This is a genomic window from Serratia sp. OLAL2 (assembly GCF_002752475.1).
Taxonomy (GTDB): domain Bacteria; phylum Pseudomonadota; class Gammaproteobacteria; order Enterobacterales; family Enterobacteriaceae; genus Serratia; species Serratia bockelmannii.
On sequence record NZ_MSTL01000019.1, the window covers coordinates 656,452 to 669,466 of the forward strand.

Annotated in this window: 13 protein-coding genes; 3 read left to right on the top strand and 10 right to left on the bottom strand. The window is 60.4% G+C overall.

Annotated elements, in window-relative coordinates; genetic code table 11:
• Window positions 1–24: 24 nt before the first annotated feature.
• The 7 genes from mglC to BVU99_RS20470 form a co-directional block, all read right to left on the bottom strand.
• Window positions 25–1,035, bottom strand: a complete 1,011-nt coding sequence (gene mglC, locus BVU99_RS20440) for a galactose/methyl galactoside ABC transporter permease MglC (RefSeq protein ID WP_004938953.1) — start codon at window positions 1,033–1,035, stop codon at window positions 25–27.
• 11 nt (window positions 1,036–1,046) lie between these two features.
• A complete protein-coding gene (gene mglA / locus BVU99_RS20445) occupies window positions 1,047–2,555 on the bottom strand; it encodes a galactose/methyl galactoside ABC transporter ATP-binding protein MglA (protein ID WP_004938959.1) in 1,509 nt (502 codons plus the stop codon).
• Between the two features lie 99 nt (window positions 2,556–2,654).
• Entirely contained in the window at window positions 2,655–3,647 is a 993-nt protein-coding gene (gene mglB, locus BVU99_RS20450) for a galactose/glucose ABC transporter substrate-binding protein MglB (protein ID WP_025302149.1), read from the bottom strand.
• Between the two features lie 264 nt (window positions 3,648–3,911).
• Window positions 3,912–4,949, bottom strand: coding sequence for an HTH-type transcriptional regulator GalS (gene galS, locus BVU99_RS20455; RefSeq protein ID WP_025302148.1), 1,038 nt, complete (start codon window positions 4,947–4,949; stop codon window positions 3,912–3,914).
• 126 nt (window positions 4,950–5,075) lie between these two features.
• Window positions 5,076–6,248, bottom strand: coding sequence for a DUF418 domain-containing protein YeiB (yeiB, locus tag BVU99_RS20460; RefSeq protein ID WP_049208870.1), 1,173 nt, complete (start codon window positions 6,246–6,248; stop codon window positions 5,076–5,078).
• A gap of 79 nt (window positions 6,249–6,327) precedes the next feature.
• Complete coding sequence (gene folE / locus BVU99_RS20465; protein WP_004938969.1) at window positions 6,328–6,993, bottom strand: GTP cyclohydrolase I FolE; 666 nt, start codon at window positions 6,991–6,993, stop codon at window positions 6,328–6,330.
• 243 nt (window positions 6,994–7,236) lie between these two features.
• Complete coding sequence (locus tag BVU99_RS20470) at window positions 7,237–8,394, bottom strand: YbfB/YjiJ family MFS transporter (RefSeq protein WP_099817590.1); 1,158 nt, start codon at window positions 8,392–8,394, stop codon at window positions 7,237–7,239.
• Window positions 8,395–8,499: 105 nt separating this feature from the next.
• Here BVU99_RS20470 and BVU99_RS20475 point away from each other — a divergent pair, with 105 nt between their 5' ends.
• The 3 genes from BVU99_RS20475 to fghA are packed head-to-tail and all read left to right on the top strand — an operon-like array spanning window position 8,500 to window position 11,432.
• Window positions 8,500–9,420 carry a LysR family transcriptional regulator gene (locus tag BVU99_RS20475; protein ID WP_016928453.1) on the top strand — a complete coding sequence of 307 codons (921 nt, stop codon included), beginning with the start codon at window positions 8,500–8,502 and terminating at the stop codon, window positions 9,418–9,420.
• A gap of 30 nt (window positions 9,421–9,450) precedes the next feature.
• Entirely contained in the window at window positions 9,451–10,575 is a 1,125-nt protein-coding gene (locus BVU99_RS20480; RefSeq protein WP_168186806.1) for an S-(hydroxymethyl)glutathione dehydrogenase/class III alcohol dehydrogenase, read from the top strand.
• A 14-nt stretch (window positions 10,576–10,589) separates the two neighbouring features.
• A complete protein-coding gene (fghA, locus tag BVU99_RS20485) occupies window positions 10,590–11,432 on the top strand; it encodes an S-formylglutathione hydrolase (RefSeq protein WP_015377214.1) in 843 nt (280 codons plus the stop codon).
• Window positions 11,433–11,471: 39 nt separating this feature from the next.
• Here the strand turns inward: fghA and BVU99_RS20490 are convergent, their stop codons facing one another.
• The 3 genes from BVU99_RS20490 to gsiD form a co-directional block, all read right to left on the bottom strand.
• Window positions 11,472–11,780 (bottom strand): CcdB family protein, encoded by a 309-nt coding sequence (locus BVU99_RS20490; RefSeq protein ID WP_049208872.1) that lies wholly within the window; start codon window positions 11,778–11,780, stop codon window positions 11,472–11,474.
• A gap of 2 nt (window positions 11,781–11,782) precedes the next feature.
• Window positions 11,783–12,019 carry a type II toxin-antitoxin system CcdA family antitoxin gene (locus tag BVU99_RS20495; RefSeq protein WP_025302143.1) on the bottom strand — a complete coding sequence of 79 codons (237 nt, stop codon included), beginning with the start codon at window positions 12,017–12,019 and terminating at the stop codon, window positions 11,783–11,785.
• Between the two features lie 87 nt (window positions 12,020–12,106).
• Window positions 12,107–13,015: a glutathione ABC transporter permease GsiD gene (gsiD, locus tag BVU99_RS20500; protein ID WP_169540348.1), complete on the bottom strand. Its 909-nt coding sequence runs from the start codon at window positions 13,013–13,015 to the stop codon at window positions 12,107–12,109.

The window sequence follows — 13,015 nt, forward strand, 5'->3', positions numbered from 1 at the left end:
CTTGTTGTCTGTGCTGCGGTAGCTCTACTTCTTCTTGGCGTATTTCAACGAGTCCAACGCCACGGCGAAGATGATGATGCTGCCCTTGATGATGTACTGCCAGTACGGGTTGATGCCGATATAGGTCAGGCCGTAGTTGATGACGGTAAAGATGATCACCCCGGTCACCACGCCCCACACCGTACCCACCCCGCCGGCAAACGAGACGCCCCCCACCACGCAGGCGGCGATGGCGTCCAGCTCATACATAAAGCCGAGGTTATTGGTGGCGCTGCCGATGCGTCCCGCTTCCAGCAAGCCGCCGAAGGCGTAGAACACGCCGGACAGCGCATAGATCATGATCAGGTTCAACGGCACGTTGACGCCGGACACCTTAGCCGCTTCCGGGTTGCCGCCGATGGCGAAGATGTTCTTGCCGAAGCGGGTCTTGGTCCACAGGATCCAGACGAATATGATGGCGATCAGCGCGTAAAAAGTAATGTACGACAGCTTAAAGTCGCCGAAGCGCAAGAAGCCCTGGGCAAAGGTGGAAAACTTCGGATCGAAACCCGCGACCGGCGACGCGCCGACCGAATCGTAATACAACGAGTTGATGCCGTAGACGATGATCATGGTGCCTAAGGTGGTGATGAACGGCGTCACGTTGAGATAGGCGATAATCAGGCCGTTAACCAGGCCGATCACCGCGCCGACCGCACACACCAGCAAGATGACCAGGGGAATCGACCAGGTTTCCATGTGCGGGAATACCTTGTTGACGTTATCCATCGACTGCAGCAGCGTGGCCGCCACCACCGCCGCCAGCCCCACCTGCCGCCCGGCAGACAGGTCGGTGCCCTGAGTCACGATCAATCCCGCCACGCCCAGCGCGATGATGATGCGCACCGAAGACTGCGTCAGGATGTTGCTCAGGTTCATCAGGCTAAGGAAGGTAGGATCCTGAATGATGATGATGGCCAACAGCACCAGCAACACCACGTAAATGCCGCCTTCCTTGAAATAGGTAAATAAGGTTTTTTTATTTAGCGCGTTCATAATTCCGATCCTTAAAGGTGCAGGGAGGCGAGACGTAAGATTTCATTTTGCGAGGTCTGTTTGGTGTTAACGATGCCCGCAACCTGACCGTTGCTCATCACCAAAATACGGTCGGTGATCCCCAAAAGCTCCGGCATTTCGGACGAGACGATAATGATCCCCTTGCCCTTCTTCGCCAGTTCGGTCATCAGCTGATAAATCTCGAACTTGGCGCCCACGTCGATGCCGCGCGTCGGTTCATCCAGCATCAGGATCTCCGGCTGCGTCAGCAGCCAGCGGCCGATGATCACCTTCTGCTGGTTGCCGCCGGACAGCGAGCCGATATGGGTGTGATGCCCCGGCGTTTTCACCCGCATGGCGTCGATCACCCACTGGGTGTCGCTCTTCATCCGCGCGTTATCCAGCAGGCCGAGCTTGTTTTTATAATTGCGGATATTGGAGATCAACGAGTTGAAACCCACATCGAGGTAAGCGTAAATCCCGGTGGATCGGCGCTCTTCGGTCACCAACGCAAACCCGTGGTTGATCGCTTCGTTGGCACTGTGGTTGTCGATCGCCTTGCCGTGCAGCTTTATAGTGCCCGCCACCTTTTCACGAATGCCGAACAGCGTCTCGACGATGTCGGTGCGCTTGGCGCCCACCAGCCCGGCGATGCCGAGGATCTCGCCCTGGTGCAGATCGAAGGACACATCGCGGATCGAAGGCTGGCGCAGCGATGTCAGGTTCTTCACCTCAAGGATCACCTCACCCGGCGTGTTTTGCCTGTCCGGGAAGCGCTGGCTCAGCGAGCGGCCGACCATCATGGCGATGATCTTGTCCATATCCAGCCCTTCCAGCGGCTGGGTGGCGATCCACTGGCCATCGCGCAGCACCGTTATCTCGTCGCACAGCTGGAAGATCTCTTCCATCTTGTGCGAGATATAGACGATGCCGCAGCCGCGTTCTTTCAGCTTGCGGATGATGGTGAACAGATGATTGACCTCTTTCTCCGTCAGCGAAGAGGTCGGTTCATCCATGATGACGATCTTGGCGTCGTAGGAAAACGCCTTGGCGATCTCGATCATCTGCATCTGCGACACCGACAGGTTGCCCACCTTTTCGCGCGGGTTGATGTCGATATCCAGCTCGTCAAAGATCGCCTGGGTGTCTTTGAACATCTTGTCCTGATCGACGAACAGGCCTTTGGTCGGATAGCGCCCCAGCCACATGTTGTCCATCACGGTGCGTTGCAGCACCAGGTTCAGCTCCTGATGCACCATCGAAACGCCGTGTTCCAACGCTTCCTTCGAGCTCTTGAAATCGATTTCCCGACCCTGAAACACAATGCTGCCGCTGTCTTTTTTATAAATGCCGAACAGGCATTTCAGCAACGTCGATTTCCCCGCCCCGTTCTCCCCCATCAGGGCGTGAATCGAGTGCGGACGGACGCGTAAATTGACATTGTCCAAAGCTTTGACGCCGGGAAATGACTTACAGATATCCGTCATTTCCAGCAAAAATTCGCGTGAGCTATCGGCCATAAATACACCTGGCTTAACGATCTTGCAGTCGTAAACATCCCCGCCGGCGGTATCCCTGGTGTTGGCGCCGCAGGCGGGGTCTTAGCGGGATCTCAATTCTTATTTAACGAACTGAGACAGGTTGTCTTTATCTACGCCGACGTAAGGGATACGCACGACTTTATTTTCGACTTTATATTGGGTGCCTTCGGTGGCCGGTTTGCCTGCCGCCAGGTTTTTCGCGAGCTCGAAGGTGGCTTTCGCCTGGTTGTCGGCGTCGTTCAGCACCGTGCCCGCCATCGCGCCGGATTTCACCAGCGCCAGCGCTTCAGGCAGCGCATCGACGCCGAACACCGGGATACTGGTCTTGTTGTGCGCTTTCAGCGCTTCCACCGCGCCCATCGCCATGGCGTCGTTGTTGGCGATCACCACTTCAATCTTGTTGGCATTCGGGCCGGAGAGCCAGGCGTCCATCTTGTCTTTCGCCTGCGCGGTATCCCACATCGCGGTATCCATCTGCAGCTGCTGGGTCTTGATGCCTTTTTCGTTCAGCGTCTTCACCACGTAGGTAGTGCGCGCTTCGGCATCCGGGTGGCCCGGTTCGCCCTTCAGCAGCACGAACTGGATCTGGCCGTCTTTGTTCAGATCCCAGGCCGGGTTGGCTTGCCAGTGTTTGGCGATCAGCTCGCCCTGGATCACGCCGGACTCTTTGGAGTCGGTGCCGACGTAATATGCCTTGTCATAGCTGTCCAACGCCTTGCGGGAAGGTTCTTTGTTGTAGAACACCACCGGGATATCGTTTGCGCGCGCCTTATCGATAACCACCGGTGCCGCGGCCGGGTCGACCAGGTTGATCGCCAGCGCTTTCACGCCCTTGGCCAGCAGCACGTCGATCTGATCGTTCTGTTTGGACTGGTCGTTCTGCGAGTCATTCATCAGCAGAGTGACGTCCGGCGAAGCCTTGGCATCTTTCTCGATCGCCTTGCGCACCACCGACATGAAGTTGTCGTCGTATTTGTAAATCGTGACGCCAATACGGGTATCAGCATGGGCTGCGGCGCCAAACATCATGGCTGCGGCCATGGCGGCCAGGGTGAAAACCTTCTTATTCATTGTCAGTCTCCGGTTCTGTGTAGGGTATTACTCGTCTTTGAGCCAATGGTCACCGGCAGTGCGCACACCCCAGGCCAGGCGATTTCCACTCAACACCTGTCGTCCGTGGATCTTGTTATTTCCGAGAAATGCTGTGTCAGCGCGAGATAAAGGTTGCAGCGGCAAGGGCCTTTGCGCCGGAAAACGCCTAGAGCATAGACGGCGTGATGTTAATATTCTGTGAATTTTCTCACAGATTGAAAACGGTTACACAGGATTAAATCGTCAGAGAGTGACCGTCGCCTCACTTTGCCAGGGGGCGACAGAATGGCGCCGCACCAGCGTCGGCATGAACAGATGAGCGGCCTGCGGCTCCGCCAGGCCTGCTGCGCCCTGCAATGCTAGCTCGGTGGCCAGCGTGGCCATCGAAACGATCGGGTAACGCACCGTGGTGAGTTTGGGGCTGGTGTAACGCGCGATGGGAATGTCGTCGAAGCCGATCAGCGAGAAATGCTGCGGTACCGTGATACCGTTTTCTTTCAGCACCGCCATGGCGCCGGCGGCCATGGCGTCGTTGTAAGCGAACACCGCGCTCAGCTGTAGATTACGCCCCAGCAGTTCCACCATCGCCGCCTCGCCGCCCTGCAGATCCGGCGAACCGTACGCGCGCCAGTTGTCCGGCGTGGCCAGCCCGGCGGCGGCCATCGCCTGCGCATAGCCCCGCTGGCGTAGCGGCCCGTCTTCGATCGGGTGATTGGAGCCCAGGTAGCCGATGCGCCGATGGCCCTGCGACAGCAAAAGACGCATTGCCATTTCCGCGCCGCAGACGTTATCCAGCCCGACGCAGCGTGGCTCATAGCCGGGGATAATCCGATTGATCAGCACCATGCCCGGCACCTGCTCCAGAAAGCCGATCAGCTCGGCGTCGCTCAGGGCTTTGGCGTGAACAATCAGGGCATTACAGCGCTGACGGATCAGCACTTCGATCGCATGGCGCTCTTTGTCCGCCTGATGATAGCTGTTGCCGATCAGCAGGTATTTGTGGTGTTTCTGCGCCACCGTGTCAACCGCTTTCACCAGCGCGCCGAAGAACGGATCGGAGACGTCCATCACCACCACGCCCAGGGTATCGCTGCTTTGGGTCGCCAGCGCCTGCGCGTTGGCGTTGGGGCGATAGCCCAGATCCGCCACCGCCTGCAGCACCTGCTCGCGCGTCTCCTTGCTGGTCAGCGCGCTGTGGTTCAACACGCGGGAGACGGTCGCCACGGAGACCCCGGCGCGTTTCGCCACGTCGCGAATGGTGATCGGATGAACTGGAGGCATGCGGGATCCTGAAATCGGGGTAGTGGCCGGTGGCGCTATCCTACCCCGATTGGCCCGCTGCTCGCGTGAATTACGTCACAGGAAAGAAAACGTTTACATACATTTTTTTAACCTGCCGATGGGCACTCATTTCAGCGTTTTGGGCTCCGCTTCGCCGGCGGCCAGCTGCGTCAGCTTGCGCCACAGCCACTCCATCGGCCCCTGAGCGAAATAACGCAGCCACAGTACGGAAAACGCCAGGTTGGCCAGCCAGACCAGCGGCACGAACGCCAACAGCTGCAGCCGGTCGAACTGCTCATAGAGACCGAAGCGATAAAACAACGTGGTGCAGATCAGCGTTTGCAGCAGGTAGTTGCTCAGCGCCATGCGCCCCACCTGGCTCAGCCAGTGGGCGATGCGCAGGCGCGACAGTGCGGGCCAGAAACCGTAACACAGCGCCAGATAGCCCATCGCCTGCAGCGGGGCGCCCAGCTCACGCGGCACCTGCAGCAGGAAACCGCTCCAGCGATAGTCCCACTGCACCTGCCATTGCAGCGCCACCGCCGGCAGCTGGATCAGCACCGAAAGCGGCAGCAGCCACGCCGCCTGCCTCAGGTAATAGCCGGATGAGTAGCTGCCGCGCAGCCAGCCGCTGCGCATCAGCCCGGCGCCGAATAGCATCAGCCCCGCCAGCTCCCAGCCATACTGCGCGCCGATGGCCAGCAGGCTGGACGAGAGCAGATCAGCGCGGCTGCGCCAGGCTTCGAAACCGCCCTGCAGCTTCCAGAACTTCTCGTACTGCAACTCCGCCACGCCCGGCTGCCAGAAGCTGCCCGGTTCACCGTGCGAGATAAAACCGAGCAGCAGCAGCACCGCCACGCCGATCAGGTAGAGCACCACGCCGGTTTTCAGCAGCTGGAAAGTTTCTTTGGCCTCGCGGATCATGCGCCAGCACACCAGGCCGATCAGCCCGTAGGCCAGCAGAATATCGCCGTCCCACAGGAAGATGGCGTGCGCGAGGCCGAACAGCACCAACCACGACAGCCTCGCGCGGATCCAGCTTTTGCCGCGCCGCAGCAGCATTTGCAACCCGGCGCCGAACAACAGCGCGAACATCGCCAGGAACTTGGCCTGGGCGAAGAGATCCAGCAGCGCCCAGGTCCAGGCATCGCGCGACGACGGCATCCCCAAATAGGCCGGGTTGAGATAGGCGGCCTTCGGCAAGCCGAAGGCGCTGATGTTCAGCAATAAGATGCCGAGGATGGCGATGCCGCGCACGCAGTCCAGCGTAGCGATGCGCGGCAGAGGATGACTGTTCATTTTTTATCGCTGTCTTCCGCTCATGAAAAAGGCGCCCGCAGGCGCCTGTTATGCTATTGCGAGTCGCCCCGCAACGCCATCACCCCTGGTGATGACGCACCGCGCGCAGGAACTCCTGGCGGGTATTCTGGCTGGACTTGAACAGCCCCCCCAACGAGGTGGTGGTGGTGGCGCTGGTCGCGTCGCGAATGCCGCGCGCCTTGACACAATAATGGACCGCGTCGATCGATACCGCCACGTTATTGGTACCGAGCAGGGTCTGCAGCGCGACCAGGATCTGCTGGGTCAGACGCTCTTGCACCTGCGGACGCTGGGAGAAGAACTGCACGATGCGGTTGATCTTCGACAGACCGATCACAGAGTCTTTCGGGATATAGGCCACGGTAGCCTTGCCGTCGATGGTGACGAAGTGGTGCTCGCAGGTGCTGGTCAGCGTGATATCGCGCACCGTCACCATCTCATCCACTTTCATCTTGTTCTCGATGACGGTGATTTTCGGGAAGTTGGCGTAGTCCAGCCCGGAGAAGATCTCGTCGACATACATTTTGGCGATGCGATGCGGCGTTTCCGCCAGGCTGTCGTCAGACAAATCGAGATTCAGCAGCTGCATGATTTCAGTCATGTGCTCTTTGATGCGACGCTTGCGCGTTTCGCGATCCAGCACTTCCCCGCGCAGCGGTGTCTCCAGACCACGCTCTTCCAGTGCCGCATGCACCAGCGCGGCTTCTTTACTTAATGATGTCATGTATTTGTTCTCCTGCGGACGGAACCCGCCGGCGGCCTGGTAGGGCGTGCGGCCGGCGAATTGCTTGCTCTCGTGACGGCAGAGTTTTCGTGATGGATAACGTGAACCCGGTCAAGATTTTGCCCCACTGTAGATGAGAGCGCGGCGATTATCCAGTGATTGTGCTTCATCCGCAGGTGAAATATTCGCATTTAGCACAATCAGACCGGCTGCGGGATCCCGCTTTTTTTGTATGGATTTTAATCAGCGCATCGCCGTTTTTTGCGCCAATCGCCGCGCCGGGGTATTCACTACCAGCGCACCGGCCACCAACAGCGCCGCCACCGCCACGTACAGCGCCGGCTCCAGCCGATGAATCATGGCGGTCGACAGCGCCGACAGCATCGGCCCGACCAGTTGGCCGATCGCATAACCGGTGGTCAGCAATCCAGCCATGTAGCGCGCATGGCGCGGCGCCAGTTCACGGCCGTGCTGAAGGGCGAGCTGCACCACGCAGAGGAAGCCGCCGCCGGTCAGCACCGCCCCGAGCGCCAGGCCGGCCACGCCCGGCACCGCTTCGGCGCTCAGCACGCCCAACGCCTGTATCCACAGCGTGATCGCCAACCGGGTCTGGGTAGTTAGCCGATGGCGGGTCAGAATGCCGATGACAATCCCCAGCACCGCCGCACCACCGAACACCGGCCAGACAAACTGCGCGAACAGGCTGGCGGGAAAGCGCGCCGCCGCCATCTGCGACAAAAAGGTCGCCGGCAGGATGTAGCCGAAGCCGGCCAGGCTATAGCTCCACACCAGGCGTTTGAGCGCCGGCGTCAGCAGCAGCGGCTCCGGGGCCACGTCCGGGCGATGCAGCTCGCCGCTGCGCGGCAGAAAGGCGCTAATCCCCCCGACCAGCACCAGCGCCAGCCCGCCATACACCAGCCAGGCCTGCGCCGCCGTCAGCCCCAGCGCGTTGATGCCCACCGCCAGCATGCCGCTAAGGAAGATGCCGGCGCCCGGCCCGGCGAATACCGCCGCGCTCAGCGCCGGCCGGCCGTAGTGCGCCAACCGCTCGTTGGTCCAGGCCGCCACCAGCACCATCGCCCAGCCGCTGGCCCAGCCGATGACGAAGCGCAGCGCGCCGTGCGTCCATGCATCCTGCGCCAGCGCCGACAGCAGCGTCAGCGCCATCGCGCCCCATACGCCCAGCCACAGGCGCCGCTCGACGTGGCGCGTGGCGCGCATCGCGTCGTAGGCGCCGCACAGGTAGCCCAAATAGTTGATCGCCGCCACCAGCCCGGCGCCGGTGAGGCTGAACTGATGTTCCGCGATCATCAGCGGCACCTGCGGGGTGAAAGCGAAGCGGCCAATGCCCATCGCGACGATCAGCGCGGCAAAACCGCTCAAGGCAATACGTAAAGCCATACCGGTATCCAAAAGGTTAAAAGAAAGTTGCCAGTATCATGCCGCAGTATTAAACTCACAAAAACTGAATAATAGTTATCAAGTTCATCACGAAACGAGAATATTATGGATCTGACCCAGCTTCGCATGTTCTGCTGCGTAGCGGAAACCGGCTCGGTCGCCCGCGCCGCCGAGCAGCTGCACCGCGTGCCGTCGAACCTGACCACCCGGCTGCGCCAGCTTGAGCAGGAGCTGGGCGCCGATCTGTTTATCCGCGAAAAACAGCGCCTGCGCCTGTCGCCGATGGGCCATAACTTTCTGTGCTACGCCAACCGCATCCTGGCGCTGAGCGACGAGGCGATGAGCATCACCCACGCCGGCGAACCGGCGGGCAACTTCGCCCTCGGCTCGATGGAGAGCACCGCCGCCACCCGCCTGCCCTCGCTGCTGGCGGCTTACCACCAGCGTTTCTCGCAGGTGTCTCTGTCGCTGACTACCGGCACCTCCGGCGAAATCGCCGATCGGGTGCGCGCCGGCACGCTGGCGGCGGCGCTGGTCGACGGCCCGGTGCCCTATGACGAGCTGAACGGCTGCATCGCCTATCCTGAACATATGGTAGTGATCTCCTGTCTCGATCACGCGCCGATCCACAGCGCCAAAGACGCCAACGGCGAAACGCTGTTCGCCTTTCGCGCCAGCTGCTCCTATCGCCTGCGGCTGGAGGCCTGGTTCAAGCGCGAAGGCGCACGGCCGGGGCAGATCATGGAGATCCAGTCCTATCACGCCATGCTGGCCTGCGTCGCCAGCGGCGCCGGGCTGGCGATGATCCCGCATTCGGTGCTCAGCCTGCTGCCGGGCCATGAGCGGGTCCGGGTTCACACCCTGCCGCCGGACGTGGCCGACACCGCCACCTGGCTGCTGTGGCGCCGCGACGCGTTCGGGCCGAACGTGCGCGCGTTGAAAGAATTGATTATTGAACAGACGGAGACCGCCGCTGTTGATGAAAGCACCCCCAACGATTTATCAGACGTTGTCGATATCGCCTGATTTAAAAAGAAAACCACTGAGGAGACTATGATGGAGATGATCAAAACCCGCGCCGCCGTTGCCTGGGGCCCGAACCAGCCGCTGAAGATCGAAGAAGTCGAGCTGATGCCACCGCAAAAAGGCGAAGTACTGGTGCGGATCGTCGCCACCGGCGTTTGTCACACCGACGCCTACACCCTGTCCGGCAAAGATCCGGAAGGCGTGTTCCCGGCAATCCTCGGCCACGAGGGCGGCGGCGTGGTGGAAGCGGTCGGTGAAGGCGTCACCAGCGTGGCGGTCGGCGATCACGTGATCCCGCTCTACACCCCGGAGTGCGGCGAGTGCAAATTCTGTAAATCCGGCAAGACCAACCTGTGCCAGGCGATCCGCGCCACCCAGGGTAAAGGCCTGATGCCGGACGGCACCACCCGCTTCTTCAAGGACGGCAAGCCGATCTTCCACTACATGGGCACTTCCACCTTCTCCGAATACACCGTGGTGCCGGAGATTTCACTGGCGAAAATCAACAAGGAAGCGCCGCTGGAAGAAGTGTGCCTGCTGGGCTGTGGCGTCACCACCGGCATGGGTGCGGTGATGAACACCGCCAAAGTGCAGCCGGGCGACACCGTGGCGATCTTCGGCCTGGGCGGCATCGGCCTGTCGGCGATCATCGGCGCGCAGATTGCCGGCGCGGGCCGCATCATCGGCATCGACATCAACACCAGCAAGTTCGATCTGGCGCGCAAGCTGGGCGCTACCGATCTGATCAACCCGAAAGACTATGACAAACCGATTCAGGACGTGATCGTCGAGCTGACCGACGGCGGCGTCGACTTCTCCTTCGAGTGCATCGGCAACGTCAACGTGATGCGTTCCGCGTTGGAGTGCTGCCACAAGGGCTGGGGTGAATCGGTGATCATCGGCGTCGCGGGCGCCGGCGAAGAAATCTCGACCCGGCCGTTCCAGCTGGTCACCGGCCGCGTCTGGCGCGGCTCGGCATTCGGCGGCGTCAAGGGCCGTTCGCAGCTGCCGGGCATCGTCGAGCGCTATCTGGACGGCGAATTCGCGCTGAACGACTTTATCACCCACACCATGGGGCTGGAGCAGATCAACGAAGCGTTCGATTTGATGCACGAAGGCAAATCGATCCGTTCCGTCATCCACTTCGACAAATAAGCCAGGAGGCAGAGATGACGCTGTCATTGGAACTTCTCGAAGAGCACCGCATGTTCGGCGGCTGGCAACAGCGTTATCGCCACGCGGCGCAGAGCCTGAATTGCAACATGACATTCAGCATCTACCTGCCGCCGCCGCGCGATGACAACCCGCCGCCGGTGCTGTACTGGCTGTCGGGGCTGACCTGCAACGACGAGAACTTCACGTTGAAAGCCGGCGCGCAGCGCATCGCCGCCGAGCTGGGCCTGGTGCTGGTGATGCCGGACACCAGCCCGCGCGGTGACGAGGTGCCGAACGACGAAGGTTACGATCTGGGCCAGGGCGCCGGGTTCTACCTGAACGCCACCCAGGCGCCGTGGGATCGCCACTTCCGCATGTACGACTACATCAGCGCCGAACTGCCGGCGCTGATCGAACAGCACTTCAGCGTCAGCGATCGTCAGTCGATCTTCGGCCACTCGATGGGCGGCCACGGCGCGCTGATGATGGCATTTCGCAATCCGCAGCGCTTCCGCTCGGTATCGGCGTTCGCGCCGATCGTCAACCCGTGCCAGGTGCCGTGGGGCCGCAAGGCGTTCACCGCCTATCTGGGCAGCGACGAGAGCCAGTGGCTGCAGTACGACAGCTGCCATCTGCTGGCCAGCGGCGCGGAAAAAATGCCGGTCCTGATCGACCAGGGCGATGACGACCAGTTCCTGGCCGATCAGCTGCAGCCGGCGCGGCTGGCCGAGCTGGCGCGCCAGCGCGACTGGCCGCTGACGCTGCGCATTCAGCCGGGGTACGATCACAGCTACTTCACCATCGCCACCTTCGTGGAAGATCACCTGCGCTTCCACGCCGAGCACCTGTTCCGCTAATAAAAAAATCCGGGCGGTTATTAACCCGTCCGGATTTATTCAAAAGCCATCAATCAGAAAATCGATAGCGGCTTTAATTTGATTCCTGTGCTCATTGACATTACCAACGGCCTTCCCAATCTGCGAAATACGTATGGCAGCCATCTCATGCGTCATAACAAGAAACTTTTCGCCGTTGACCTCAATCTCCGGGCATAAACGTGCAGAAATTTTAACCCTGACGTTATCCAAAGCATAAAGGGGGATCATTAACCGGGTCGAGAGGACATCAATAAGATCGCTTTGAACGTCCAGTAAGTAGGGATAGGCTGATGCCGGATACGTATTGTCATATACGGTAAATTGCATATTTAAAATGTCCGATATTCATCAGACAACAAACCATTTTCTTCAGTGATACGATTAAGTTCTTCTAACGCCGCGCGATTTTGCTCGCGCCACTGTTGAATCTCAATATCCCTGACGCGGACGCTCAATGCGTCCGTCAATACGGATGACACATTGACGCCCAGGGATTTTGCGCGCTGGAAAAGATCGCGATCGATGGTTACGTTGACGGTCTTTTTCGTCACATTGCTATTTGCCATATCCATACCTCATCCCTGTAATATACACGGGTCAAATTTTCATCAATTATACTCGTAAAACAGGGGTATGCCAATTCAGCGATGCCCTCACCCCTTCAATTTCGGATCGAGCGCGTCGCGCAATCCGTCACCCAACAGGTTGAACGCCAGCACGGTGATGAATATCGCCAGGCTGGGGAAGATCGCCACGTGCGGCGCGATCACCATATCGGCGCGCGCTTCGTTGAGCATCGCCCCCCACTCCGGCGTCGGCGGCTGGGCGCCCAGGCCCAAAAACGACAGGCTGGCGGCGGTGATGATCGAGGTGCCGATGCGCAGGGTGAAATAGACCACGATCGAAGACAGGGTGCCTGGCAGGATGTGCCGCAGGATGATGGTCCAGTCCGAGGCGCCGATGCTGCGCGCCGACTCGATATAGGTCAGGTGCTTCAGCACCAGCGTATTGCCGCGCACCAGGCGGGCGAAGGCCGGAATGCTAAAGATCGCCACCGCGACGATCACGTTGGCCATGCCGCTGCCCATGATCGCCACCACGCCGATCGCCAGCAAAATGCCGGGAAACGCGAACAGCACGTCGCAGACGCGCATGGTGAGGCGATCCCACCAGCCTTCATAGTAACCGGCCAGCAGCCCCAGCAGGGTGCCGATCGCCCCGCCCGCCAGCACCGAGAACACCCCGGCCGCCAGCGAAATGCGCGCGCCCATCAGGATGCGGCTGAAAATATCGCGTCCGAGGGAATCCACCCCCAGCCAGTGCATCAGCGAAGGCCCTTCGTTCAGCCGGTCGTAATCGAAATAGTTTTCCGCATCGAACGGCGCCAGATAAGGCGCCAGCAGCGCCGCCGCAATCAGCAGCAGCACCAACAGGCCGGCGACCAGGGCCGCCCGCTGGCGGCGAAAACGCCGCCAAAACTCGCCCCACGGCGTGCGTACCGCGTTGGGGTCGATAAGCGGCATCGCCTTCAGTGCGGCGTTGCGCCGCCAATGCTTAATCAT